Consider the following 23429-nt stretch of genomic DNA (forward strand, 5'->3'; position numbering starts at 1 on the left):
TTCATATGCCCGTTTTAGCCTGGTCCACCATCGATACCGTCCTGCTGGACATGGACGGTACCCTGCTCGACCTGCACTTCGACAACCACTTCTGGCTCGAGCAACTGCCGCAGCGCTACGCCGAGCTGCACGGTATCAGCCGGGCCATGGCCGAGCTTGAATTGCAGCCATTGTTCGAGCAACACGCCGGCTCGCTGAACTGGTACTGCCTGGACTTCTGGAGCCGCGAGCTGAACTTCTCGGTGCGCGAGCTCAAGCTTGAGACCGCCCACCTGATCGCCTTGCGTCCAGATGCCGATACGTTCCTGCAGGCGATCAAGCAGGCCGGCAAGCGGGTAATCCTGATCACCAACGCCCATCGCGATTCGCTGTCGTTGAAACTGGAACGGGTGGAGCTGGCACCCTACTTCGAGCGCCTGATCAGCTCCCATGACTATGGCTACCCCAAGGAGAACCCACAGTTCTGGAGCGCCCTTGAGGCCGATATCGGCTTCAGCCCGCAACGCAGCCTGTTTATCGACGACACCTTGTCGATCCTGCGCAGTGCCCGCGACTTCGGCGTGGCGCACCTGCTTGCGGTGCGCCAGCCGGACAGCCGCAAAGGGCCTCGGGATACCGAAGAGTTCGCTGCGGTGGAAGACTACCGGGCGTTGCTCGAAGGGTTGTGATTACTCGGGAATGCGCAGGGTCTGGCCCGGGTAGATTTTGTCCGGGTGACTGAGCAGCGGCTTGTTGGCTTCGAAAATCTTGTTGTACAGGTTGGCATTGCCGTACACCGCCAACGAGATGGCACTGAGGGTGTCGCCTTTCTTCACCACGACAAAACGGGCTGCAGCCACAACCGGGCCGGTGACGGTGATCTGATCATCCACCGAAGCCACACCGGCAATGTTGCCCACCGCCAGCAGGATCTTCTCTTTCTCTTCCTGGCTGCTGACTTCGCCAGTCAGGGTAACCTTGTCACCGTCGACGGTGGCCTGAACGTTCGGGTTACCCAGCCCGACCTTCGCCACATGCGCCTTCAACTGCTCGCTGGCATTGGCATTACCCGGGGTCAACAGGTCGATGAGTTTCTCGCCTGCTTCTTTGACGAAACTGAAAATGCTCATGCCGCTCTCCTTGGTGATGAATCTCGGAGCCTGGAGTCTAGGACAGGTTAGAATGCTTCGCCTGCTTTGCGCCGTGGAGCGACGATGGACATCAAACAACTCAAATTCCTCATCGCCCTGGATGAAACCCGCCACTTCGGCCAAGCCGCCGCGCGCTGCCACGTGACCCAGCCAACCCTGTCGATGCGCCTGCGCAATCTCGAACAGGAACTGGACCTCGCCCTGGTCAATCGCGGCCAGCGCTTCGAGGGCTTTACCGCCCAGGGCGAACGGGTACTGGCCTGGGCCCGCTCGGTAATCGCCGCCTACGACGGCCTGAATGCCGAAGCTGCCGCTTGTCGCGGCCACTTGGTCGGCACCTTGCGCCTGGGCGTGGTACCGCTGTCGAGCTTCGATCCCCTGCCGCTGCTGCGGCGCATGCACCAGCAGCATCCGGAACTGCGCTTTGAACTCAGCGCCCTGAGCTCCGAGCAGATCCTCGAACAGCTGACCAGCAACCAGCTGGACCTGGGCGTGTCGTACCTGGATCGCCTCGATCATGAACGCTTCCAGTCGCTGCCGCTGGGCGAGACGCGCATGGGGCTTTTATATGATCCAGATCATTTCTGCTTCGACGACCACCCCCTAAGCTGGCAACAGCTGACCGAACTGCCGCTGGGGTTGCTTACCGCCGGCATGCATTTTCGCCAGTCGATCGACCACAACTTCCACAGCCGTGGCCTGACACCGCAGCTGTTGCTGCAGACCGATGCCGTCCATCAGTTGGCCCAGGCCGTCAGCGGAGGCCTGTGTTGTGCCATCATGCCGTTGGCGGCCGGCCTGGAAGTGCTCACCGAACGGCTGCGCCTGCAACCGATCGAACAGGCCTGCACCCTGGCGCCACTGGGCCTGATCATGCGCCGCACGGCGCCACGCTCGGCCCTGGCCGAGGTGTGCCTGGCACAATATCAAGCGCTGCAAGGCGAGGTTTGATCGACGCCGTCTATCAAGGCATCAGCATTAGCGATTAGACGATACCCGAGCGCAAGCCTAGGCTTAAAGCTGAACAGCCGCCGGTACCTCTGCTGATGAGCACAAAACCCCCGGCCTGTGCGGCGTCCACCCCGCTTGTGACTGCGCCCGCGGCCAGCAATACCTACGACTACTGCCACCTTACCGACGACAGCCAGGCGCACACTGCACTGGCCGAAGAAGTCGCCCTGGCGATTGCCTACAACGGTATCAGCCAGGCAGTGATGCTGGTCAGCCCCACCGACCTCGAAGACTTTATCGTCGGTTTCAGCATCGGCAGCGGCATCATTGCTTCGGCCAATGAGATCTACGACGTCAAGTTCACCAGCACTGGTTCGGCCATACACGCCGACGTCGAGATCGCCAACCGCGCCTTCTGGAACCTCAAGACCCAGCGCCGGCAACTGGCCGGCACCAGCGGCTGCGGCCTGTGCGGCGTGGAAGCGGTGGAGCAGGCCCTGCCCGACCTTGCCGTGTTGCCGGGCGCGCCGCTGCCATCTGCGCAATGGCTCGCGGGCCTGCGCCAGCGCATGGATGCCTTCCAGCCCCTGGGCCAGCACTGCGGTGCGGTACATGCGGCATTGTTCATGAACAATCAGGGGGAAATCCTCCTGGGTCGCGAAGACATCGGCCGGCACAACGCCCTCGACAAGCTGATCGGCGCCTTGGTCCGCCAGCACCTGAGCCTCGACGGCGGCCTGGCAATCGTTACCAGCCGCTGCAGCCTGGAGCTGATCCAGAAAGTACTGCGCGCCGGCATCCAGACCCTGGTCAGCCTGTCCTCGCCCACCGGCCTCGCCCTGCAGTGGGCGCGGCGGCATAACCTCAACCTTATTCACCTGCCCAAACACAGCGCGCCACGGGTGTTCAGCCCCGTGCGGGAGAACAGAACGTGAGCCTGCATCACCAAGCCGATCAGAAGCCTGCCCCTCGCTATAAACCCTACAACGGTGCTGCTGGCGGCTGGGGCGCACTGCGCAGCGTGGCCCAGGCCTGGATCGGCAGCGACAACGCCCTGAAGAACATTCGCGCGCTGCTCAAGACCAACCAGAACGGCGGTTTCGACTGTCCCGGCTGCGCCTGGGGCGACTCGCCGGAAAGCGGCATGGTCAAGTTCTGCGAGAACGGCGCCAAAGCAGTGAACTGGGAAGCGACCAAACGCCGGGTCGATGCGCCATTCTTCGCCCGCCACAGCGTCACCTCGTTACTGGCCCAGAGCGACTACTGGCTCGAATACCAGGGCCGGCTGACCGAACCGATGGTCTACGACGCCAGTACCGACCGCTACACACCCATCGACTGGGACAGCGCCTTTGCCCTGATCGCCAAGCACCTGCAACAGCTTGAAAGCCCCGACCAGGCTGAGTTCTATACCTCTGGCCGGGCCAGCAACGAAGCGGCCTACCTGTATCAGCTGTTCGTCCGTGCCTATGGCACCAACAACTTCCCGGACTGCTCGAACATGTGCCACGAAGCCAGTGGCGTGGCCCTGGGGCAGAGTGTCGGGGTTGGCAAGGGCACGGTGACGTTCGACGATTTCGAGCATGCCGATGCGATCTTCGTCTGGGGCCAGAACCCCGGCACCAACCACCCGCGCATGCTCGAACCGCTGCGTGAAGCGGTCAAGCGCGGTGCCCAGGTGGTGTGCATCAACCCGCTCAAGGAACGCGGCCTGGAGCGCTTCCAGCACCCGCAGCACCCGCTGGAGATGCTCACCAACGGCGACCGCCCGACCAACACTGCCTACTTGCGCCCGGCCCTGGGCGGCGACATGGCGGTACTGCGCGGCATGGCCAAGTTCCTCTTGCAGTGGGAGCGCGAAGCCCAGGCCAGCAATGCCCCGGCGATTTTCGACCACGATTTTCTCAACCAGCACACCCAGGACGTCCTGGCTTACCTGGCAGCGGTCGACGCCACCTCCTGGGAGCAGATCAGCGCACAATCAGGCCTGACCCTGGCCGAGATCGAGTACGCCGCGCGCATGTACTGCAAGGCCAAAAAAGTCATCATGTGCTGGGCCATGGGCATCACCCAGCATCGCCATTCGGTGGCGACCATCCAGGAAATCGCCAACCTCATGCTGCTGCGCGGCAACCTCGGCGTACCCGGCGCCGGCCTGTGCCCGGTGCGCGGCCATAGCAACGTGCAGGGCGACCGCACCATGGGCATCAACGAGCGGCCACCAGTGGCCCTGCTCGATGCCCTGGAACGCCGCTTCGGCTTCAAGGTGCCGCGCCATAATGGCCACAACACGGTCGAAGCGATCCGCGCCATGGCCGACGGCCAGGCCAAGGTGTTCATCGCTCTGGGCGGCAACTTTGCCCAGGCCACCCCGGACACCGAGCGCACCGCCCAGGCCCTGCGCAACTGCGAGCTGACCGTGCAGATCAGCACCAAGCTCAACCGTAGCCATCTGCTGCATGGCAAGCAGGCGCTGATTCTGCCGTGCCTGGGGCGCACCGATATCGACCTGCAGGGCGAAGGCCCGCAGGCCGTGACCGTGGAAGACTCGTTCAGCATGGTCCACGCCTCCAACGGCCAGTTGCAGCCGCTGTCGCGGCAAATGCGCTCGGAGCCTGCAGTGATTGCCGGGATTGCCAATGCCACCCTCGGCGCCAGACCGGTGGACTGGAACTGGCTGATCGCCGATTACGCACGGATCCGCGACCTGATCGACCAGACCATCCCAGGCTTTGAGAGCTTCAACCAGCGCCTGGAGCATCCGGGCGGTTTCTACCTGGGCAACAGCGCCGGCCAACGGCAATGGAAGACCAGCAGCGGTCGGGCCAACTTCAAGGCCAATGCCCTGCCCGCTGACCTGCTGCACGAGCGCGTGCGCGCCAGCGGCCAGGTACCGGACCTGATCATGCAGTCGATGCGTTCCCACGATCAGTACAACACCACTATCTATGGCCTGGATGACCGTTACCGTGGAGTGAAGGGCCAACGCAACGTACTGTTCGTCAACGAAGCCGACATCATCCGCCTGGGCTTCCACCCCGGCGACAAGGCCGATATCGTCTCGCTGTGGAGTGATGGCCGCGAGCGTCGGGTCAAGGGCTTCACGTTGCTGGCCTTTGATATCCCGGCCGGTCAGGCGGCGGCCTACTATCCGGAAGTGAACCCGCTGGTGCCGCTGGAAAGCGTTGGCGATGGCAGCCATACGCCGACCTCGAAGTTCGTTGCGATAAAGCTGCAACCTGCCAGCGACAACGCCCGGATCCTCTGACAGAATCGGCGGCAAACAGGCACAAAAAAGGCCCTGACATCACTGTCGGGGCCTCGTTCCAAGTAAGCTCAGACAAGCGAAAATCAATAAAGTTTCACAGTTAAAACAGTAACTTAGAAAATTGTGTACAACTCGTGTTACTCGTCGGATTTCGTTTGCCAGCCCCCCTCTGCGGCCTCAGGATCGCGGCGTCATCCCTATGAGGCTCTCTTGATGAAGTACTCCTCGATTCTGTTGTTGTCTCTTGGCCTGCTCAGCGGCGTTGCCTCGGCAGGTGGCACCACCGAAGCCGGTATTGGCGGCGCATTGGGTGGGGTACTGGGCTCGGTGGTCGGTCAGTCGATCGGCGGCAGTACCGGCTCGGCGATCGGCGCGGGCCTGGGCGGCGCAGCCGGCAGTGCCGTGGGTGCCGACAAGCGCCAGCGTGGTGAAGCCGCAATCGGCGGTGCCCTGGGCGCAGCCGGCGGTAACGTTGTAGGCCGCAGCATGGGCGGCACCACGGGCAGCTACATTGGCGCAGCCGCAGGCGGTGGTGCCGGTGGCGCGCTGGGTAACTACATGGGCAACAGAGCCGATGAAGACGACCGCGATGACCGTCGCTACCGTCGCGGCTACGACGACCGTCGTTACTACGACCGTGGCCATCACTACGGGCACCGCAAGCACAAAAGGCACTGGCGTCACGACTAAGCCATTTCGGGCTTAAGCCAAACTCCTAGTCCCTGCCCTCACGGGCAGGGATCGCTGCAACACCCCGCACGTTACCGATCAAGCCTTGCAGGCCGATCCTGCGGCCAGTCCAGGCAGGCCCTGCTTCCCCTTCTCCTTGTCAGCTTCCCGCGACCTAGGGGCAACCCCGATTCAGGCGGATATAGCCAGTAGCTATCATCGGCCGTTCCCAATCAGCCAATGGACGCAGGGAATGCGCATCTATCACGCAAAGACGGCCCGATTGCCCAGTGCACGAGGGGTGTGAGATGCCAGCCGACAACCGCCCTCCGATGCTGAGTGAAGCCCAGTTCCTGCGCTTTCGCACCCTGGTCAGCCAGCGCTCTGGCGTGTTCCTCGCCGCCGACCGCCGTGCGGCTGTGGCTGCCCGCCTGGGAAAGCGCCTGCGGCATTTGCAACTGACCTCCTTCGAACAGTATCTGCAACTGATCGAGCAGCCCGATCAACATCAGGAACAGCAGCAGGTACTCGACTTGCTGATTGCCCGGGACACCTACTTCTTTCGCGAACACCGCCATTTCGAATGCCTTGCCCAATGGCTGCGCGACATGCCACGGCCGCTGAGGCTCTGGAGCGCTGCCTGCGCCTCGGGCGAAGAAGCCTACAGCCTGGCCATGGTTGCCAGCGAACACGCCGTCAACGACGACTGGAGCGTGCTGGCCAGCGACATCAGCCCCCATCTGCTACAGCAGGCAGCCGAAGGCATCTACGACGTCTCCCAGGCCCGTTACTTCCCTGAAGGCTGGTTGCAACGTTACTGCCTGTGCGGCGTCGGCGAGATGGCCGGGCGCATGCGCATGGCGGCCACCTTGCAGGAGCGGTTGACGTTTCGCCAGATCAACCTGATCCAGCCACTGCCCGCTGACCTGGGCCTGTTCGACGGGATTTTTCTGCGCAATCTGCTGACCTATTTCAGTCAGGATGAGAAACAGCGCGTGGTTCAACGTTTGCTGGCTTGCCTGCGCCCGGGCGGCCTGCTGCTGATCGGACATAGCGAGAACATCCATGGCCTCGACCTGCCACTGCGGCCGATCCTGCCATCGGTGTTCGAACGCCTATGATGGCCTGCGCTGCCGGGACCTGCGGCAGGCCCCCGACACTGATCGCGCCACAGCGCGGCAGCGCTCATCCGGACCGAGCAAACCTGCCGCCCCTCTTCTTTTGCGAAACAGGCTCGAACCCATGCTTTGCCGAATACTACTTGCCGATGACTCGCCGCTCTTTCGAGCGGGCCTGCGAGCGCTGCTCGAACAAAAAAAACAATACGCCGTAGTCGGTGATGCAGGCGATGGCATGACTGCTGTCGCACTGGCCGAGAAACTCAAGCCCGACATCATCCTGCTGGACATGACCGCCGATACCCTGGACAGCGAACAGATTCTGCGCGAGCTGTTCCTGCGCGTGCCCTCCAGCCATGTGTTGATGCTCTCGTCGCGCTCGGAGCTGGACTTCGTCATGCGTTGCCTGCAATTGGGTGCCCATGGCTTTCTGCTCAAGAGCGCCACGGTGCTGGAGCTGGAGCAGGCCCTGCAGGCGCTGAAAAATGGTGGCCAGTACCTGTCATCAGCAGTGTTGCCGATGGTCATTGGCCAGGCGGTGAAACACAGCCGCAAGCGCCCCAGCGGCAGCACCACGATGCAGCTCACCGCGCGCCAGCTGGAGATCCTGCGGCTGATTGCCCGCGGTGAATCGACCCGCTCGATCGCCGACGGCCTGGGCCTGAGCGTGAAGACCATCGAGGCGCATCGCTCGCAGATCATGCACCGCCTGCAGATTCACGACGTGCCGGGTCTGGTGCTGTTCGCCGTGCGCGAAGGAATTATCCGCCTCAATGACTGAGCGGCCTCAGCCTTGCAAACGCTCCAGCGCGGCCTGCAGCGTGGCCGGCAACTGTGCCGGCCGGCCCGAGCTGCGCTCGACGAACACCTGCACCACCTTGCCGACCGCGCAGGGCTGCCCGTCCTCGACCCGAAACAGTGCCAACTGATACTCCACCGAACTGCCCGCCAGACGCGCCACACGCAAGCCGACCTCAAGGGTGTCGGGAAAGGCCGGCAAGGCAAAGAAGTCCGCCGCCGAACTGACCACGAAACCGGCGACCTCGCCGTCCTGCAGGTCCAGCCCGGCCTGTTGCAGCAGGTACGCCTGGATCGCTGTGTCGAAGTAGGCGTAAACCGTGGCACCGGCTATATGGCCATTGAGGTCGCTGTCCTGCCAGCGGCTGAGGATCGGGTGCAGGTGGGGATAGGCTTGGCGCTGAGGGAGTTCGGACATGGTGGGCCTGAGTATTGGATGGCCCGTAACTGTAGGAGCGGGCTTGCCCCGCGATCAAGCACCAATTGATCGTCGTTCGGGTAAGACAACGCGGCCTATCGCAGGGCAAGCCCGCTCCCACAAGCCGGAAAACAAAAAACCGCCCCTGAGGGCGGCTTTTTGTTTACGCAGGCTTCAGCTTACAGCTGTGGGCCAGCGGCCTTGATGGCGTCGGAAACTTCGAACTTCTTGAAGTTTTCGATGAACAGGCCAGCCAACGCTTTTGCAGCTTCATCGTAAGCAGCCTTGTCAGCCCAGGTATTGCGTGGGTTGAGCAGGTTGGTTTCAACGCCCGGTACGGCCAGTGGCACGTCGAGGTTGATGATGTCCAGGTGTTCGGTTGCAGTGCCGACCAGGGCGCCGCTCTGGATCGCTGCGATCACCGCGCGGGTGGTCGGAATGTTGAAGCGCTTGCCAACGCCGTAGCCACCGCCGGTCCAGCCGGTGTTGACCAGGTAGACCTTGGAGCCGAAGCCGCGGATGCGCTTGATCAGCAGTTCTGCGTACTCGCCAGCCGGACGCGGGAAGAACGGCGCGCCGAAGCAGGTGGAGAAGGTCGACTTGATGCCGCTGCCCGAACCCATTTCGGTCGAACCCACCAGTGCGGTGTAGCCGGACAGGAAGTGGTAGGCCGCTTGTTCTTCGTTGAGGATCGACACTGGCGGCAGCACGCCGGTCAGGTCGCAGGTCAGGAAGATGACCGCATTAGGCTCGCCGCCGAGGTTCTTTTCCGAACGCTTGGCAACGTGCTCCAGTGGGTAGGCGGCGCGGCTGTTCTGGGTCAGGCTGACATCGGTGTAGTCGGCGTGCTTGGCATCGTCGATGACGACGTTTTCCAGTACCGCGCCGTGCTTGATGGCTTTCCAGATGACCGGTTCGTTCTTCTCGGACAAGTCGATGCACTTGGCGTAGCAGCCGCCTTCGATGTTGAAGACCACGCCTTCGCCCCAACCGTGCTCGTCGTCGCCGATCAGGTAGCGGCTTTCGTCAGCCGACAGGGTGGTCTTGCCGGTGCCCGACAGGCCGAAGAACAGGGTCACATCGCCTGCTTCGCCGATGTTGGCGGCGCAGTGCATTGGCAGCACGTCGGCAGCCGGCAGCAGGAAGTTCTGCACCGAGAACATGGCTTTTTTCATTTCACCGGCGTAACGCATACCGGCGATCAGCACTTTCTTCTGGGCGAAGTTGAGGATCACGCAGCCATCGGAGTTGGTGCCGTCACGCTCAGGCACGCACTCGAAGTTGGCAACGTTGAGCACTTGCCACTGATCACGGCCAGCCGGGTTGTACTGCTGCGGGTTGATGAACAGGCAACGGCCGAACAGGTTCTGCCAGGCGGTCTGGGTGGTCATCTTGACCGGCAGGTAGTGCTCGGCGGCCGCACCTACGTGAACGTAGGATACGAAGTGATCCTGGGCGTTGTTGAACGCCTCGACGCGGTCCCACAGGGCATCGAACTTGTCGGCCGGGAACTTGCGGTTGATCGGGCCCCAGGCGATGGCATCCTGAGTGGACGGCTCTTCGACGATGAAACGGTCAACCGGCGAACGACCGGTACGGTGACCGGTTTTCACGACCAGCGCGCCGGTATCGGCCAGCTCGCCTTCACCGCGGTTCAGCGCTTCTTTTACCAGCTCATCGACGCTCAGGTCGGTGTACACGGTGTTGTTGGCTTGCGTCATGAGATTCCCCATCCGGCCTGCGGCCGAGTGCTCCAAACGTTTTGTAGTAGATCTTTCCAAACTACTACAGCGAAAAAAGTGGCCGGATTATGCCAGAAACGCCCAAAAAAAGTAGGGCCCTCCTGTCAGAACGGCGTGTTTCCGGCGTTAGACAGGAGAATTACCTGTACTGAAACGTTTTAGTGCCGAGTATCTGACGGTGTGTCTACACCGCCACCGGCGAACAATTGCTCGATATCGGCCGCATCGAATTGATAGCACTGATTACAGAACTGGCAATCGACTTCGATCTTGCCGCCATGCTCGTTAATCAGCTCCAGCGCGTCATGTTTGCCAAGGCTGACCAACGCATTACCGGAGCGCTCACGCGAGCAGCTGCAGCGGAAATGCAGCGGCTGGATATCGAACAGGCGCACGGCATCCTCGTGATACAGGCGATGCAGCACGGTTTCGTTGTCCAGACCCAGCAGCTCCTCGGCTTTCACCGTATTGGCCAGCGCTTTCACATGGTTCCAGCTGTCCTCGCGCTCCTCGATGTCCTTCTGGCGGTCGGCAGGCAGCTGCTGCACCAGCAGGCCACGGGCTCGAATGCCGTCGGCGGCCAGCGAGATGCAGGTATTGATCTGCTGGGACATGACGAAATAGTTGGTGAAACACTCCGACAGGTCCTTGCCGTCCAGCTCCACCGTGCCCTGGTAGCGCTGACCGTTGACCGGAATGATGGTCAGGACCAGATGCCCGCCAGGCATCAGGTCGGCAAGGCTTGCATCATCCTTGATCTGCTCGGCCGCATAGCGTGCCAGGCCGCGAATTTCGTGGTCGCTGGTGCATTCAATGGCCAGCAGGGGCACCGGCCCGCTCGACTGTGCCTGAAGAATCAGCAGACCGTCGAACTTCAGCGTACCGACCAGCAGCGCGGCTGCCGCCATCAGCTCGCCGAGCAGCTGCGCGACAGGCTGCGGGTAAGGATGCTTGGCCAGCACTTCGGCGTAGCTGCGCTCCAGCCCGACCATCTCACCGCGTACATCGCGGTCGTCGAAGATGAAGCGTTGTGTGTAGTCGGTATCTGGCAAATCGGACATGGGCTCTGGCTTTCTGAATGATGACAAAATAATTTCAAGGGCCTATAAAGCCCGGTCTAGAGCACCAGAATGGTGCACTCGTGGTTCGCAGCAAAGAGGTAGTTTATGGACAATTCTTCACTGTTCCAAGCAAGGTGGGCTTGGGGTCCCTTGATTCTCTGCACGGTTTTGCCCGTTGCGCTACTGTGTTTCTGGTTGTGGCCGTTTGGCCAGATCATCTGCCTGACTTTCGACGAATGGCTGTTTCACCTGCTCAATCGACCACTGGCCGACAATAACACCTGGCGTTACATCTGGACCGTCGGCAGCCTGCGTCCGTTCGATATCGTCGTCGGCCTGATCCTGCTCAGCCTGCTGATCCGCGGCGACTGGGTGTTCAAGGCCAGCCAGGTGCGCCAGGCCTTCTTCGGCTTCTTCGCCACCCTGGTGCTGCTGCTGGTGATTCGCGCCGTGTTCTCGAAATGGATGAACGCCATGGGCTGGCAGCACAACAGCCCGTCGATGGTGTTCAGCGATGCCATCCACCTCAGCGATTTCTACCCGCACCTGGAAGCCCGCTGGGAGCTCAAGGACCGCTCCAGCCAGAGCTTCCCCGGGGACCATGCCTCGGTGCTGCTGATCTGGGCGATGTTCATGAGCCTGTTCAGCCGCAAGCTGCTGCAGCAGCTGCTGATCTGGGCCCTGGCGCTGTTGTTCATGCTGCCACGCCTGGTGGCCGGTGCGCACTGGGGCCAGGACGATTACATCGGTGGCGTGTTGATGGCGGTGCTGGCCCTGGGCTGGAGCTGCTACACCCCGTTTGCCGCCAAGGCCAGCGCAGCCTTGATGCGCCTGACCGCACCGTTGTTCGACCTGCTGGCGCGGTTGCCGCTGCTCGGGCGCCTGAACGTGATCGACTCGCGCGCTTAACCGGCGCTGTCATGTAACTGATGCAACTGGCGCCGCTGTTTCTTGGTGGGCCGGCCATCGGTACTGACACCCAGGGCGCCGGCCTTGCGCATAGCCGCAGCCTGTTCACGGCGGGCAATGCTCTGCGCGGTTTCCTCGTACAGCGCCTGGGCCTCAGGCGCGCCGCGGCGCACCACCGACAACGCCTTGACCACTACCGTGCGCTCGTCGAAGCCAGTGCGCAGCACGAACTCATCGCCCACCCGCGGGTCTTTGCCCGGCTTGCAGCGCTCGCCCCGGCAATGCACCTTGCCGCTTTCAATGGCCGCCTTGGCCAGCGCCCGGGTCTTGTAGAAGCGCGCCGCCCATAGCCATTTGTCCAAGCGGACCTTGTCGTCCTCTTCCGGCTTTTGTGCCATCACATTTCCCCACTTATTTTCGTAAAGAGAACTGTACTACCGTATCTGGCGGATGCAAAAAACACGCGGCGTGCTTACAGTTCACCGACCTGTCGCTCACGCCCATTCTGGAGCCTGACGACTTTCTACGCTGGTTGAGCATTTTGAAGACATTTGACCATTTGACCGTGATCGGCCTGCGCGAGTGGGTGGCCCTGCCGGACCTCGGCCTGGCTGGCTTGCGGGCCAAGATCGACACCGGCGCCAGCACCTCGAGCCTGCATGCCACCGAAGTCGAGCCCTTCGAGCGCAATGGCGAGCAGTGGGTGCGTTTCAATGCCCACCTGGGTTCGGTGGTACAACTGCGGCACCGGCGCTGCGAGGCGCCACTGGTGACGATGAAGACCATCAAGAGCTCCAACGGCCAGGCCCAGACCCGCTACGTCATCCGCACGCCGTTGGCGCTGGGTGACCGGGTGTGGGAGGTGGAGTTCACCCTGGCCTGCCGCAAGGCCATGCGCTATCGCCTGTTGCTCGGTTCCAAAGCCCTGATCCATGGCCAGTTGGTGGTCAACCCAGGGCTCAAGTACGTTCAGGACAAGCCGGCATTCCCGGCCACTATCACTCCCTCCACAGGTGTTGCATGAAGATCGCCGTGCTGTCGCGAAACCCGCGTCTGTATTCCACTCGTCGCCTGGTCGAAGCCGGTACCGAACGAGGCCATGAGGTGGTTGTGATCGACACCCTGCGCGCCTACATGAACATTGCCAGCCACAAGCCGCAGATCCACTACCGTGGCAAGCCGCTGGAAAACTTCGACGCGGTGATCCCACGGATCGGCGCTTCTGTAACCTTCTACGGCTGCGCGGTACTGCGCCAGTTCGAAATGATGGGGGTGTTCCCGCTCAACGAATCGGTGGCCATTGCCCGCTCGCGGGACAAGCTGCGCTCGTTGCAACTGCTGTCGCGTCGGGGGATCGGCCTGCCGGTCACCGGCTTTGCCCACTCGCCGGACGATATCCCCGACCTGATCCAGATGGTCAATGGCGCGCCGCTGGTGATCAAGGTACTCGAAGGCACCCAGGGCATCGGCGTGGTGTTGTGCGAAACCACCAAGGCAGCCGAGTCGGTGATCGAAGCGTTCATGGGCCTGAAGCAGAACATCATGGTCCAGGAATACATCAAGGAAGCCGGCGGCGCGGACATTCGCTGTTTCGTGGTCGGCGACAAGGTCATCGCCTCGATGAAGCGCCAGGCCAAGCCCGGTGAGTTTCGCTCCAACCTGCACCGCGGCGGCAGCGCCAGCCTGATCAAGATCACTCCGGAAGAGCGCATGACCGCCATCCGCGCGGCCAAGGTCATGGGCTTGAGCGTGGCCGGGGTGGATATCCTGCGCTCCAATCACGGCCCGCTGGTGATGGAGGTGAACTCCTCGCCGGGCCTGGAAGGCATCGAAGTCACCACCGGCAAGAACGTCGCCGGGATGATCATCGAGCATCTGGAGAAGAACGGCGGGCCGAACCTGACCCGCACCAAGGGCAAAGGCTAGCGCCTAGACCGCGTCGCGCGGCAGCATCAGGCCTAGCGGCAGCCTCACCCGCGCCTCCAGGCCGCCGCCTGAACGGTTGCGCAACTGCACATTGCCACCGTGCTGGGCGGCGATCCGCTTGACGATCGCCAGGCCCAGCCCGGTGCCCTTGCCGCTACGGGCACGGTCGCCGCGAATGAACGGGTTGAAAATGCCCTCCAGTTCGCCCGGGTCGATCCCGGCACCACGATCCAGCACGCTCAGCACCACATAGGGCGCACCACCCTCGCCCGAGACATAGGCCGCCACTTCGACACCCTTGCCGGCGTGATAGAGGGCGTTGCCAATCAGGTTGTTGAGCAGGCGCTTGAGCGACACCCGGCGCAGCGGGAATGGCGGTATCGGCTCCAGGCACAGGCGTACCTGCTCCTGCGGCTGGTTGAACGGCGCCACCACCTCGCGCACCAGCTCACTGAAGTCGACCTCTTCGACGGGCTCATCGCGACCATCGCGGATGAACGCCAGAAACTGGTCGAGGATCGCGTCCATGTCTTCGATATCGCGGACCATGTCGTCGGTCAGGTCGCTTTCGTTGGCCAGCAGCGACAGCGACAGGCGCAAGCGCGTCAGTGGCGTGCGCAGGTCATGGGACACCCCGGCCAGCATCAGCTCGCGCTCGCGCCCGGCCTGCTCGACATCCTCGGCCATCTGGTTGAAGGCGCGGTAGACCTCGGTCATCTCGCTGGGCGTGTCACTGATCGGCAGGCGCACACTGCGCCCCTGGCCCAGTTGCCGGGCGGCGAACACCAGGCGCTTGAGCGGCTGATTGAGTTGGCGCACGAAGATCCACGCCGAAGCGGTGGATAACAGGCCGATGGCCAGGAACCAGCCGAGCACGCTCCAGATCTTCTGCCCGCGCAGCGGATGCGGATACAGCGGCACCTTCAGCCACCCATCACCCAGGCTCGGCGCCCGCACCCACAAGGCCGGTGGTGCATGCACGCGCAGGCGAACTTCGGTATCGGCGCCCAGCTCGGCCTGCATCTGGCGCTGGTAGATCTCGCTGTACGGCCAGTGCTGTTCACCCTCGGGAACGCCGGAGCCCACCACGCGAATCAGCCCTGCTGCCTCGGCGATCTTGTCACGGTCGGACTCATCGGCGGCCCAGTAGGCACGCAGGGTCAGGGCAACACCGTGACTGTATTGCCGGTCGACCAGTACGTCCTCGTTCATCAGCAGGTACACCAGGGTCAGAGCCTTGGAGAACAGCACGACGATCAGCACCAGCCAGAGCGTGCGGGCGAAGAAGCTTTGCGGGAACCACAGGGGCGTTTTCATCGACAACGGCTACACACTTTGCGAGCGCGAGCGGGGCTCGCAGGCTTTGCGAAGTAGTGCACAGGCAAAAACAGGGCAACCCGAAGGTTCGCCCTGCTTGCAGTGAGCTACTTCTACAAACGGAACATCACTTGCTGGCATTGCCATCCGGAACGAACACATAGCCTACACCCCAGACAGTCTGGATATAGCGTGGCTTGGACGGGTCGGGTTCGATCATCCGGCGCAAGCGCGAGATCTGCACGTCGATGGAACGCTCAAGCGCGTCCCACTCGCGGCCACGGGCCAGGTTCATCAGTTTGTCGCGGGTCAGCGGCTCGCGCGCATGCATGACCAGCGCCTTGAGCACGGCGAACTCCCCGGTGGTGAGCATGTGCACTTCTTCGCCGCGCTTGAGTTCACGGGTGGCCAGCGACAGCTCGTAGTCGCCGAAAGTGACGGTTTCGTCCTCGCTGCCCGGCGCGCCCGGTACTGCCGGCGCCTGGCGGCGCAGCACGGCCTTGACCCGGGCCATCAGTTCGTCGGGGTTGAAAGGCTTGGACAGGTAGTCGTCAGCGCCCAGCTCCAGGCCCTTGATGCGGCTCAGCTCATCGCCCTTGGCGGTGAGCATGATGATCGGGATCTGGTTGTTCGCGGCGCGCAGGCGCCGGCAGGCGGTCAGGCCGTCCTCGCCAGGCAGCATCAGGTCGAGCACCACCAGGTTGAAGACTTCGCGGGCCAGCAAGCGATCCATCTGTTCGGTATTGGGTACTGCACGAGCACGATAACCCTTGCTGGTGAAGAATCGTTCCAGCAGGCTGCTCAGGCCCGGGTCGTCGTCGACGATGAGAATTTTTTCGCCTTCGGCGTTTTGTGCAGTGCTGCTCATGGATAGCTCCTCTAATCTCGGCACGCATTATGGCTTAGCCATCAGTGGCCGTGCCGTGTGCATTGTTAGCAGATTTTTCCCCGGGTGCCAGTGTTGCCCGGCCGACAACTGGCCCGCTGCTATCACCGCAAGCCGGACGCGCTGGGTATAATGCGCCGCTTTCAGCCAGCGCCGCATTGACCACAAGCGCTCTACAGCGCCCGCCCGCGGCCTTTGTATTCACAATTTGTCAGGTGGTTTTATGGACAGCATCAACAGCCGCATCGCCGAGGAACTCGGTGTCCGCCCACAACAGGTCGAAGCGGCCGTGGCTCTACTTGATGAAGGTTCGACCGTACCTTTTATCGCCCGTTACCGGAAAGAAGTCACCGGTAGCCTGGATGACACCCAGCTGCGCCACCTGGAAGAGCGCCTGCGCTACCTGCGCGAGCTGGACGAACGGCGTGTCAGCATCCTTGCCAGCATCGAAGAGCAAGGCAAGCTGACCCCGGAACTGGCCCGTGAAATCAAACTGGCCGACACCAAGACCCGCCTCGAAGACCTGTACCTGCCGTACAAGCAAAAACGCCGCACCAAGGGCCAGATTGCCCTGGAAGCCGGCCTCGGCGAGCTGGCCGACGGTTTGCTGAACGACCCGCAACTGAGCCCTGAAGCCGAAGCCGCACGTTTCGTTGATGCCGAAAAAGGCGTGGCGGACGTGAAGGCGGCCCTCGAAGGCGCCAAGTACATCCTCATGGAGCGCTTCGCCGAAGACGCCAGCCTGCTCGACAAGCTGCGCAGCTTCCTCAAGCAAGAGGCGGTGCTCAGTGCCCGCCTGGTGGCAGGCAAGGAAGAGGAAGGGGCGAAGTTTCGCGATTACTTTGAACACGACGAGCTGCTCAAGAGTGTGCCGTCGCACCGCGCCCTGGCGATTTTCCGTGGCCGCAACGAAGGCGTTCTGGCCGCTTCGCTGAAAGTCGGCGAAGAGCTGCCGGGCACCCTGCACCCGTGCGAAATGATGATCGCCGAACGTTTCGGCCTGCAGAACCAGAACCGTCCTGCCGACAAATGGCTGGCTGAAGTGGTGCGCTGGACCTGGAAGGTCAAGCTCTATAGCCACCTGGAAACCGACCTGTTCGGCGAGCTGCGCGACAACGCCGAAGGCGAGGCGATCAACGTCTTCGCCCACAACCTGCACGACCTGCTGCTGGCCGCCCCGGCCGGCCCGCGTGCCACCCTGGGCCTGGACCCGGGTCTGCGTACCGGTTGCAAGGTCGCCGTGGTCGATGCCACCGGCAAGCTGCTGGACACCGCCACCGTCTACCCGCACGTGCCGAAGAACCAGTGGGACCAGACCATCGCCGTGCTCGCCGCGCTGTGCGCCAAGCACTCGGTGGAGCTGATCGCCATCGGTAACGGCACCGCCAGCCGCGAAACCGACAAGCTCGCCGCCGAGCTGATCAAAAAATACCCGGCATTGAAGATGACCAAGATCATGGTCTCCGAAGCCGGCGCTTCGGTGTACTCGGCCTCGGAGCTGGCGGCCAAGGAGTTCCCGGACCTCGACGTATCGATCCGCGGCGCCGTATCCATCGCCCGGCGCCTGCAGGACCCGCTGGCGGAACTGGTGAAGATCGACCCGAAATCCATCGGTGTCGGCCAGTACCAGCATGACGTTTCCCAGTTGAAACTGGCCCGTGGCCTGGATGCGGTGGTCGAGGACTGCGTGAACGCCGTCGGCGTCGACGTCAACACCGCCTCGGTGGCCCTGCTCGCGCGCATCTCCGGTCTCAACAGCACCCTGGCGCAGAACATCGTTGCCCACCGCGATGCCAACGGCGCCTTCAAGACCCGCGCCGCGCTGAAGAAAGTCAGCCGCCTGGGCGAGAAAACCTTCGAGCAGGCCGCCGGTTTCCTGCGCGTGATGAACGGCGACAACCCGCTGGACGCCTCCGCAGTGCACCCGGAAGCCTACCCGCTGGTGCAGCGCATTGCCGCTGAAACCGACCGCGACATCCGCTCGCTGATCGGCGACAGCGGTTTCCTCAAGCGCCTGGACCCGAAGAAATTCACCGACGAAACCTTTGGCTTGCCGACCGTCACCGACATTCTCCAGGAACTGGACAAGCCCGGTCGCGACCCGCGTCCGGAGTTCAAGACCGCCGAGTTCCAGGAAGGCGTCGAAGACCTCAAGGACCTGCAACTGGGGATGATCCTCGAAGGCGTGGTGACCAACGTCACCAACTTCGGTGCGTTCGTCGATATCGGCGTGCACCAGGACGGCCTGGTGCACATCTCGGCGCTGTCGGAGAAGTTCATCAAGGACCCGCGTGAAGCGGTCAAGGCCGGCGACGTGGTCAAGGTCAAGGTCATGGAAATCGACATTCCGCGCAAACGCGTCGGCCTGTCGATGCGCATGAGCGACACCCCGGGCGAGAAGATCGATGGCGCCCGTGGCAGCCGCCCGGGCTCGGCCCCACGCCAGCCAAGCGCTCCAGCCCGCGCCAAGGAAACCCCGGCCCCGGCCAACAACGCCATGGCCGCGCTGTTCGCCAACGCCAAGCAGTTGAAGAAGAAGTGATGACGGTTCCCGACGAAGTCGTCTTCAGCGCCTTCAGCCAACTGCTCGGCTGCCGCCTGCAACACCTGGAAGCAGGGGTTGCCGAGGTGGCCATGGCCCTGGAGCCGCACCTGCGCAACCGGGGCGGCAAGCTGCATGGCGGGGCGATCTTCAGCCTGGTGGACACCACCATGGGCCTGGCCTGCTCCAGTTCCCATGGTTTCGACCAGCAGAGCGTGACCCTGGAATGCAAGATCAACTACCTGCGCGCGGTCAGCGAAGGTGAAGTGCTGTGCGTTGCCCGGGTGCTGCATGCCGGGCGGCGCACGCTGGTGGTCGACGCCGATGTACTTCAGGGCGACAAACTGGTGGCAAAAGCGCAGGGGACATTCGTCGTCCTCTAGCCGCAAATGGCCAAACTGCGGTACTTTCGGCAGAGCGCAGGCGCTGCCGAAAGCCGGCCACAACCAGGCGACAACGCCAGTTCCTCTGTCCACCCTTGTAGACCGTCATCTCCACCCCCATATTGGGGCGACTGACGCGTGAAGGAATCCATCTTGAGCGAACTTCTCAACCGCCGCCTGAGCCTGCTCGGCCAAGGCGACAACCTCTCCCTGCTCAAGCAGTGCCTGCACGGCATCGAGCGTGAATGCCTGCGTGTGACCGAGGAAGGTCGTCTGGCCCAGACTCCGCACCCCGAAGCCCTCGGCGCGGCGCTGACCCACGAGCAGATCACCACGGACTATTCGGAGTCGCTGCTGGAGTTCATCACCCCAGCCCTGGCCGACCCGGCGCAGACCCTCGAAAGCCTGGAAAACATCCACCGCTTCGCCTACACCAAGCTTGGCAACGAGTTCCTCTGGAGCCCGTCGATGCCCTGCCCGCTGCCAGCCGAGGAAGACATTCCGATCGCCTGGTATGGCACCTCCAACATCGGTCAGCTCAAGTACGTCTACCGCAAGGGCCTGGCCCTGCGCTACGGCCGCACCATGCAGTGCATCGCCGGGATTCACTACAATTTCTCGCTGCCAGAAAAACTCTGGCCGCTGCTGCGCGCAGCCGAACACAGCACGGAAGCTGATCGCGACTATCAGTCGGCGGCCTACATCGCCCTGATCCGTAACTTCCGCCGCTACAGCTGGCTGCTGATGTACCTGTTCGGCGCCTCGCCGGCCCTGGACGCCGGCTTTTTGCGCGGTCGCCCACACCAGCTCGAACAGTTCGACGCCGACACCCTGTACCTGCCCTACGCCACCAGCCTGCGCATGAGCGACCTGGGTTACCAGAGCAACGCCCAGGCCGGCCTGACGCCGTGCTACAACAACCTCGCCAGCTACACCGACAGCCTGCGCAAGGCGGTGGCCACGCCGTACGCGCCCTATGTCGAGATCGGTACGCACAAGGATGGCGAATGGGTTCAGTTGAACACCAACATCCTGCAGATCGAAAACGAGTACTACTCCAACATCCGCCCCAAGCGCGTCACCTACAGCGGCGAGCGGCCGATCCAGGCGCTGATGGCTCGCGGCATCCAGTACGTCGAAGTGCGCTGCCTGGACATCAACCCGTTCCTGCCAACCGGTATCGACTTGCCCGAAGCGCGTTTCCTCGACGCCTTCCTGCTGTTCTGCGCCCTGGAAGAAAGCCCGCTGCTGGGCAACCTGGAATGCGGCAACTGCACCAGCAACTTCCTTAGCGTGGTCAAGGAAGGTCGCCGTCCGGGCCTGGAGTTGCAGCGTGATGGTCAGCCGGTCGAGCTCAAGCAGTGGGCCGCTGAACTGCTCGAACGCATTGCGCCCCTGGCCGAACTGCTCGACCGCAGCCACGGCAGCGACGAACACGCCAAGGCCCTGCACGCGCAGAAAGCCAAGGTCAGCGACCCTTCCCTGACGCCATCGGCGCAGGTGCTGGCGAGCATGACCGAGCACAAGGAAAGCTTCAGCCGCTTCGCCTTGCGGCAAAGCCAGGCCCATGCCGAGTTCTTCCGCGCCCAGGCCCTGGCGGCTGAACAGCAACAAGGGTTTGAAACGGCGGCTCGCGAATCCCTTGAGGCCCAGGCCAGGCTTGAACGCGAAGAAGACAAGGCCGACTTCGACCTGTTCGTCAGCGCTTACCAGGCGAGCATCCTGGCGATCAGCAACTGACATGACCCGCACCGCTACCCCGCGCAAACCCCGCGCCCGCAGCCAGGCGAGGATCGATTCGATCCTCGAGGCGGCGCGCACGCTGCTGGCCAGCGAAGGGGTGGCCAGCCTGTCGATCTACAGCGTGGCCGAGCGTGCGCAGATTCCGCCGTCATCGGTGTATCACTTCTTCGCCAGTGTTCCGGCCCTGCTTGAAGCACTCACCGCCGACGTGCACAGCGCCTTTCGCGCCTGCCTTGAAGCGCCGATTGATGCGGCGGCGTTGAACACCTGGCACGACCTCTCGCGCCTGGTCGAACAGCGCATGCTGGTGATCTACAACGAAGACGCTGCGGCGCGGCAGCTGATTCTGGCCCAGCATGGCTTGAGCGAAGTGACCCAGGCTGACCGCCAGCACGACATCGAGTTGGGCGACCTGATGCACACCTTGTTCGCCGAGCATTTCCAGTTGCCGGTGTTGCCGGATGATGTGGATGTGTTTGCTTTGGCCATGGAGCTGGGCGATCGGGTGTATGCCCGTTCGGTGCAGTTGCACGGGCAGATCACGCCGCGCATGGCCGAGGAAGGGATGCGGGTGTTTGATGCATACCTGGGCTTGTATCTGCCGCCTTTCCTGCCTAAACGCTGACGGCCTCATCGCTGGCAAGCCAGCGCCCACAGGGACTGTATACACCGAACCTTGTGGGAGCTGGCTTGCCAGCGATGCAAGGCTAAGCCTTGCCCTGGTAGTCAGAGCTTGGCAATCGACACTTCTGTCGACTTCACAAAGGCAATCACCTCACTGCCAATGGTCAGTTCCAGCTCGCGCACCGAGCGGGTGGTGATCACCGAAGTGACGATCCCCGAGGCCGTTTGCACATCGATTTCCGACAACACCGGGCCTTCGAGGATTTCCTTGACGGTGCCTTTGAACTGGTTACGTACGTTGATCGCTTTGATAGTCATCTGCTTGGTTCCTTACAGGTCAGAGAGCCCAACGCAATTGCGTCGGCAAAGGTGCGACAGGTTCCGGCTCGGGCGGTGTGCCCGGGATCGACAGAACCCGGTTGAGTACTTCGGTTTCCAGTGCGGCCAGGCGGTGTGAACCGCGTACCCGCGGGCGTGGCAGGTCGACGTTGAGGTCCAGGCCCACTTCGCCGTCTTCGATGAGGATCACCCGGTCGGCAACCGCCACCGCTTCGCTGACGTCGTGGGTAACCAGCAACACGGTAAAGCCATGCTGGCGCCACAGCCGCTCGATCAACTGCTGCATCTCGATACGGGTCAGCGCATCCAGCGCGCCCAATGGCTCGTCGAGCAGCAACAGGCGCGGCTGGTGAATAAGGGCGCGGGCCAGGGCCACACGCTGCTTCTGGCCGCCCGACAACGCCGCCGGCCATTCATTGGCACGCTCGGCCAGGCCGACCGCCTCCAGCGCTTCAAGGGCTCGCGGCCGCCAGTTGCCCGACAGGCCCAGGCCGACGTTGTCGATGACCTTCTTCCACGGCAGCAAACGCGCTTCCTGGAACATCAGCCGGGTGTCTTCCTGGGCTTCGCTCAGCGGCGCAGAACCTGCCAGTAGCTCGCCGCCACTGGGTTGCTCAAGCCCGGCCAGCAAGCGCAGCAAGGTGCTCTTGCCGCAGCCGCTGCGCCCGACAATGGCGACGAACTGGCCGGCCGGAATGTGCAGGTCGATGTCGCGCAGCACCTGACGCTGGCCGAAGGTTTTCTGCAGGTTCTGCGCCGCCAGCGGAATCCCGCGCAGCAGCCGCAGTGGTGGTTCCTTGAGGATGGTCATGCGCCCTCTCCCCTGCTCGGTTGATAGGCCGGATGCCAGCGCAGCCAGACTCGCTCAAGGCCGCGTGCGGCCAGGTCGGCAAGCTTGCCGAGCACGGCATAGAGGACGATGGCCAGCACCACCACATCGGTCTGCAGGAACTCGCGGGCGTTCATCGCCAGGTAGCCGATGCCGGCGTTGGCCGAAATGGTTTCGGCCACGATCAACGTCAGCCACATGAAGCCCAGGGCAAAGCGCACACCGACCAGGATCGATGGCAAGGCGCCCGGCAGAATCACCTGGCGAAACAGCTCAAAGCCGGACAAACCATAGCTGCGGGCCATTTCCACCAAGGCCGGATCGACGTTGCGGATGCCGTGGTAGGTGTTCAGGTAAATCGGGAACAAGGTGCCCAGGGCCACCAGGAAAATCTTCGCCGACTCATCGATGCCGAACCACAGGATCACCAGCGGGATCAGCGCCAGGTGCGGCACGTTGCGAATCATCTGCACCGAGCTGTCGAGCAGGCGCTCGCCCCATTTCGACAGGCCGGTGATAAAGCCCAGCGCCAGGCCGATGGCGCCACCGATCAGAAAGCCGACGGCTGCCCGCCAGCCGCTGATTGCCAGGTGGGTCCAGATCTCGCCACTGCGCACCAGCTCGACGCCGGCGCTCAATACCGCGCTCGGCGCCGGCAGGATCCGCGTCGACAGCCAGCCGAGGCTGACTGCCAGTTGCCAGACCGCCAACAACAGCAACGGCAGCGCCCAGGGCGCCAGGCGTTGCTGCCAGGGAGTGGATGAACGACTCATGGC

General features: G+C 62.9%; 24 protein-coding genes. 14 read left to right on the forward strand and 10 right to left on the reverse strand.

Going from position 1 to position 23429, the window contains the following annotated elements; all coding sequences use genetic code 11:
* The first annotated feature begins 5 nt into the window (after positions 1-5).
* Positions 6-668: a GMP/IMP nucleotidase gene (yrfG, locus tag PspR32_RS24675; RefSeq protein WP_010221248.1), complete on the forward strand. Its 663-nt coding sequence runs from the start codon at positions 6-8 to the stop codon at positions 666-668.
* Here the strand turns inward: yrfG and lysM are convergent, their stop codons facing one another.
* Positions 669-1109 (reverse strand): peptidoglycan-binding protein LysM, encoded by a 441-nt coding sequence (gene lysM, locus PspR32_RS24680; RefSeq protein ID WP_036994937.1) that lies wholly within the window; start codon positions 1107-1109, stop codon positions 669-671.
* Positions 1110-1193: 84 nt separating this feature from the next.
* On the opposite strand from lysM, the gene PspR32_RS24685 reads away from it, so the two are divergent.
* The 6 genes from PspR32_RS24685 (at position 1194) to PspR32_RS24710 (ending at position 7917) form a co-directional block, all read left to right on the forward strand.
* On the forward strand, positions 1194-2081 hold the full coding sequence (locus PspR32_RS24685) for a LysR family transcriptional regulator (RefSeq protein WP_159389297.1): 888 nt from the start codon (positions 1194-1196) through the stop codon (positions 2079-2081).
* 95 nt (positions 2082-2176) lie between these two features.
* On the forward strand, positions 2177-3016 hold the full coding sequence (gene fdhD / locus PspR32_RS24690) for a formate dehydrogenase accessory sulfurtransferase FdhD (protein ID WP_159389298.1): 840 nt from the start codon (positions 2177-2179) through the stop codon (positions 3014-3016).
* The gene (locus PspR32_RS24695) at positions 3013-5349 is read left to right on the forward strand and encodes an FdhF/YdeP family oxidoreductase (protein WP_159389299.1); all 2337 of its coding nucleotides are present in this window, start codon (positions 3013-3015) and stop codon (positions 5347-5349) included. The genes fdhD and PspR32_RS24695 overlap by 4 nt, the downstream gene beginning before the upstream one ends.
* A 210-nt stretch (positions 5350-5559) precedes the next feature.
* The gene (locus tag PspR32_RS24700) at positions 5560-6039 is read left to right on the forward strand and encodes a glycine zipper domain-containing protein (protein ID WP_026001198.1); all 480 of its coding nucleotides are present in this window, start codon (positions 5560-5562) and stop codon (positions 6037-6039) included.
* Between the two features lie 287 nt (positions 6040-6326).
* Positions 6327-7139, forward strand: a complete 813-nt coding sequence (locus tag PspR32_RS24705; RefSeq protein WP_159389300.1) for a CheR family methyltransferase — start codon at positions 6327-6329, stop codon at positions 7137-7139.
* A 121-nt stretch (positions 7140-7260) separates the two neighbouring features.
* Entirely contained in the window at positions 7261-7917 is a 657-nt protein-coding gene (locus PspR32_RS24710; RefSeq protein ID WP_026001197.1) for a response regulator, read from the forward strand.
* Between the two features lie 6 nt (positions 7918-7923).
* Here the strand turns inward: PspR32_RS24710 and PspR32_RS24715 are convergent, their stop codons facing one another.
* The 3 genes from PspR32_RS24715 to hslO form a co-directional block, all read right to left on the reverse strand.
* Entirely contained in the window at positions 7924-8352 is a 429-nt protein-coding gene (locus PspR32_RS24715) for an acyl-CoA thioesterase (RefSeq protein WP_100781824.1), read from the reverse strand.
* 179 nt (positions 8353-8531) lie between these two features.
* Entirely contained in the window at positions 8532-10073 is a 1542-nt protein-coding gene (locus PspR32_RS24720; RefSeq protein WP_010221239.1) for a phosphoenolpyruvate carboxykinase, read from the reverse strand.
* Positions 10074-10252: 179 nt separating this feature from the next.
* Positions 10253-11155 carry an Hsp33 family molecular chaperone HslO gene (gene hslO / locus PspR32_RS24725; protein ID WP_010221238.1) on the reverse strand — a complete coding sequence of 301 codons (903 nt, stop codon included), beginning with the start codon at positions 11153-11155 and terminating at the stop codon, positions 10253-10255.
* A 105-nt stretch (positions 11156-11260) separates the two neighbouring features.
* On the opposite strand from hslO, the gene PspR32_RS24730 reads away from it, so the two are divergent.
* Positions 11261-12064 (forward strand): phosphatase PAP2 family protein, encoded by an 804-nt coding sequence (locus PspR32_RS24730; protein ID WP_010221237.1) that lies wholly within the window; start codon positions 11261-11263, stop codon positions 12062-12064.
* Here PspR32_RS24730 and PspR32_RS24735 read toward each other — a convergent pair.
* Complete coding sequence (locus PspR32_RS24735; protein ID WP_159389301.1) at positions 12061-12462, reverse strand: RNA-binding S4 domain-containing protein; 402 nt, start codon at positions 12460-12462, stop codon at positions 12061-12063. The genes PspR32_RS24730 and PspR32_RS24735 overlap by 4 nt on opposite strands.
* Before the next feature lie 143 nt (positions 12463-12605).
* Here PspR32_RS24735 and rimB point away from each other — a divergent pair, with 143 nt between their 5' ends.
* Both rimB and rimK read left to right on the forward strand, forming a co-directional pair.
* Positions 12606-13088, forward strand: a complete 483-nt coding sequence (gene rimB / locus PspR32_RS24740) for a retropepsin-like aspartic endopeptidase RimB (RefSeq protein WP_010221235.1) — start codon at positions 12606-12608, stop codon at positions 13086-13088.
* Positions 13085-13990: a 30S ribosomal protein S6--L-glutamate ligase gene (rimK, locus tag PspR32_RS24745; protein WP_010221234.1), complete on the forward strand. Its 906-nt coding sequence runs from the start codon at positions 13085-13087 to the stop codon at positions 13988-13990. Before rimB ends, rimK begins: the two co-directional genes overlap by 4 nt.
* A gap of 3 nt (positions 13991-13993) precedes the next feature.
* On the opposite strand, the gene PspR32_RS24750 is transcribed toward rimK, so the two are convergent.
* Together PspR32_RS24750 and ompR are read right to left on the reverse strand one after the other, a co-directional pair.
* Positions 13994-15307, reverse strand: a complete 1314-nt coding sequence (locus PspR32_RS24750; RefSeq protein ID WP_010221233.1) for an ATP-binding protein — start codon at positions 15305-15307, stop codon at positions 13994-13996.
* A 127-nt stretch (positions 15308-15434) separates the two neighbouring features.
* A complete protein-coding gene (gene ompR, locus PspR32_RS24755; protein ID WP_010221232.1) occupies positions 15435-16175 on the reverse strand; it encodes an osmolarity response regulator transcription factor OmpR in 741 nt (246 codons plus the stop codon).
* A 241-nt stretch (positions 16176-16416) separates the two neighbouring features.
* On the opposite strand from ompR, the gene PspR32_RS24760 reads away from it, so the two are divergent.
* The 4 genes from PspR32_RS24760 to PspR32_RS24775 all read left to right on the forward strand — a co-directional run bounded on the left by PspR32_RS24760 (position 16417) and on the right by PspR32_RS24775 (position 21486).
* On the forward strand, positions 16417-18735 hold the full coding sequence (locus PspR32_RS24760; protein WP_010221231.1) for a Tex family protein: 2319 nt from the start codon (positions 16417-16419) through the stop codon (positions 18733-18735).
* The gene (locus tag PspR32_RS24765) at positions 18735-19118 is read left to right on the forward strand and encodes a PaaI family thioesterase (protein WP_010221230.1); all 384 of its coding nucleotides are present in this window, start codon (positions 18735-18737) and stop codon (positions 19116-19118) included. The genes PspR32_RS24760 and PspR32_RS24765 overlap by 1 nt, the downstream gene beginning before the upstream one ends.
* Positions 19119-19271: 153 nt before the next feature.
* On the forward strand, positions 19272-20858 hold the full coding sequence (gene gshA, locus PspR32_RS24770) for a glutamate--cysteine ligase (protein ID WP_159389302.1): 1587 nt from the start codon (positions 19272-19274) through the stop codon (positions 20856-20858).
* A 1-nt stretch (position 20859) separates the two neighbouring features.
* Positions 20860-21486, forward strand: a complete 627-nt coding sequence (locus PspR32_RS24775; protein ID WP_010221228.1) for a TetR/AcrR family transcriptional regulator — start codon at positions 20860-20862, stop codon at positions 21484-21486.
* Between the two features lie 101 nt (positions 21487-21587).
* On the opposite strand, the gene PspR32_RS24780 is transcribed toward PspR32_RS24775, so the two are convergent.
* From PspR32_RS24780 to ssuC, 3 genes are read right to left on the reverse strand one after another with little or no spacing between them, the layout of a single operon-like run.
* Positions 21588-21803, reverse strand: coding sequence for a TOBE domain-containing protein (locus PspR32_RS24780; RefSeq protein ID WP_010221227.1), 216 nt, complete (start codon positions 21801-21803; stop codon positions 21588-21590).
* Between the two features lie 19 nt (positions 21804-21822).
* Positions 21823-22635 carry an aliphatic sulfonates ABC transporter ATP-binding protein gene (gene ssuB, locus PspR32_RS24785; RefSeq protein ID WP_010221226.1) on the reverse strand — a complete coding sequence of 271 codons (813 nt, stop codon included), beginning with the start codon at positions 22633-22635 and terminating at the stop codon, positions 21823-21825.
* Positions 22632-23426 (reverse strand): aliphatic sulfonate ABC transporter permease SsuC, encoded by a 795-nt coding sequence (ssuC, locus tag PspR32_RS24790; RefSeq protein ID WP_010221225.1) that lies wholly within the window; start codon positions 23424-23426, stop codon positions 22632-22634. Before ssuC ends, ssuB begins: the two co-directional genes overlap by 4 nt.
* Positions 23427-23429 lie beyond the last annotated feature (3 nt).

The sequence above is a fragment of the Pseudomonas sp. R32 genome (assembly GCF_009866705.1).
Taxonomy (GTDB): Bacteria; Pseudomonadota; Gammaproteobacteria; order Pseudomonadales; family Pseudomonadaceae; genus Aquipseudomonas; species Aquipseudomonas donghuensis.

Bases quoted from the DNA above. Each gene is read 5' to 3' on its own strand.
- yrfG (WP_010221248.1), top strand. From the start codon at position 6: ATGCCCGTTTTAGCCTGGTCCACCATCGATACCGTCCTGCTGGACATG.
- lysM (WP_036994937.1), bottom strand. From the start codon at position 1,109: ATGAGCATTTTCAGTTTCGTCAAAGAAGCAGGCGAGAAACTCATCGAC.
- PspR32_RS24685 (WP_159389297.1), top strand. From the start codon at position 1,194: ATGGACATCAAACAACTCAAATTCCTCATCGCCCTGGATGAAACCCGC.
- fdhD (WP_159389298.1), top strand. From the start codon at position 2,177: ATGAGCACAAAACCCCCGGCCTGTGCGGCGTCCACCCCGCTTGTGACT.
- PspR32_RS24705 (WP_159389300.1), top strand. From the start codon at position 6,327: ATGCCAGCCGACAACCGCCCTCCGATGCTGAGTGAAGCCCAGTTCCTG.
- PspR32_RS24710 (WP_026001197.1), top strand. From the start codon at position 7,261: ATGCTTTGCCGAATACTACTTGCCGATGACTCGCCGCTCTTTCGAGCG.
- PspR32_RS24715 (WP_100781824.1), bottom strand. From the start codon at position 8,352: ATGTCCGAACTCCCTCAGCGCCAAGCCTATCCCCACCTGCACCCGATC.
- PspR32_RS24720 (WP_010221239.1), bottom strand. From the start codon at position 10,073: ATGACGCAAGCCAACAACACCGTGTACACCGACCTGAGCGTCGATGAG.
- hslO (WP_010221238.1), bottom strand. From the start codon at position 11,155: ATGTCCGATTTGCCAGATACCGACTACACACAACGCTTCATCTTCGAC.
- PspR32_RS24730 (WP_010221237.1), top strand. From the start codon at position 11,261: ATGGACAATTCTTCACTGTTCCAAGCAAGGTGGGCTTGGGGTCCCTTG.
- PspR32_RS24735 (WP_159389301.1), bottom strand. From the start codon at position 12,462: ATGGCACAAAAGCCGGAAGAGGACGACAAGGTCCGCTTGGACAAATGG.
- rimK (WP_010221234.1), top strand. From the start codon at position 13,085: ATGAAGATCGCCGTGCTGTCGCGAAACCCGCGTCTGTATTCCACTCGT.
- PspR32_RS24750 (WP_010221233.1), bottom strand. From the start codon at position 15,307: ATGAAAACGCCCCTGTGGTTCCCGCAAAGCTTCTTCGCCCGCACGCTC.
- ompR (WP_010221232.1), bottom strand. From the start codon at position 16,175: ATGAGCAGCACTGCACAAAACGCCGAAGGCGAAAAAATTCTCATCGTC.
- PspR32_RS24760 (WP_010221231.1), top strand. From the start codon at position 16,417: ATGGACAGCATCAACAGCCGCATCGCCGAGGAACTCGGTGTCCGCCCA.
- PspR32_RS24765 (WP_010221230.1), top strand. From the start codon at position 18,735: ATGACGGTTCCCGACGAAGTCGTCTTCAGCGCCTTCAGCCAACTGCTC.
- PspR32_RS24775 (WP_010221228.1), top strand. From the start codon at position 20,860: ATGACCCGCACCGCTACCCCGCGCAAACCCCGCGCCCGCAGCCAGGCG.
- PspR32_RS24780 (WP_010221227.1), bottom strand. From the start codon at position 21,803: ATGACTATCAAAGCGATCAACGTACGTAACCAGTTCAAAGGCACCGTC.
- ssuB (WP_010221226.1), bottom strand. From the start codon at position 22,635: ATGACCATCCTCAAGGAACCACCACTGCGGCTGCTGCGCGGGATTCCG.
- ssuC (WP_010221225.1), bottom strand. From the start codon at position 23,426: ATGAGTCGTTCATCCACTCCCTGGCAGCAACGCCTGGCGCCCTGGGCG.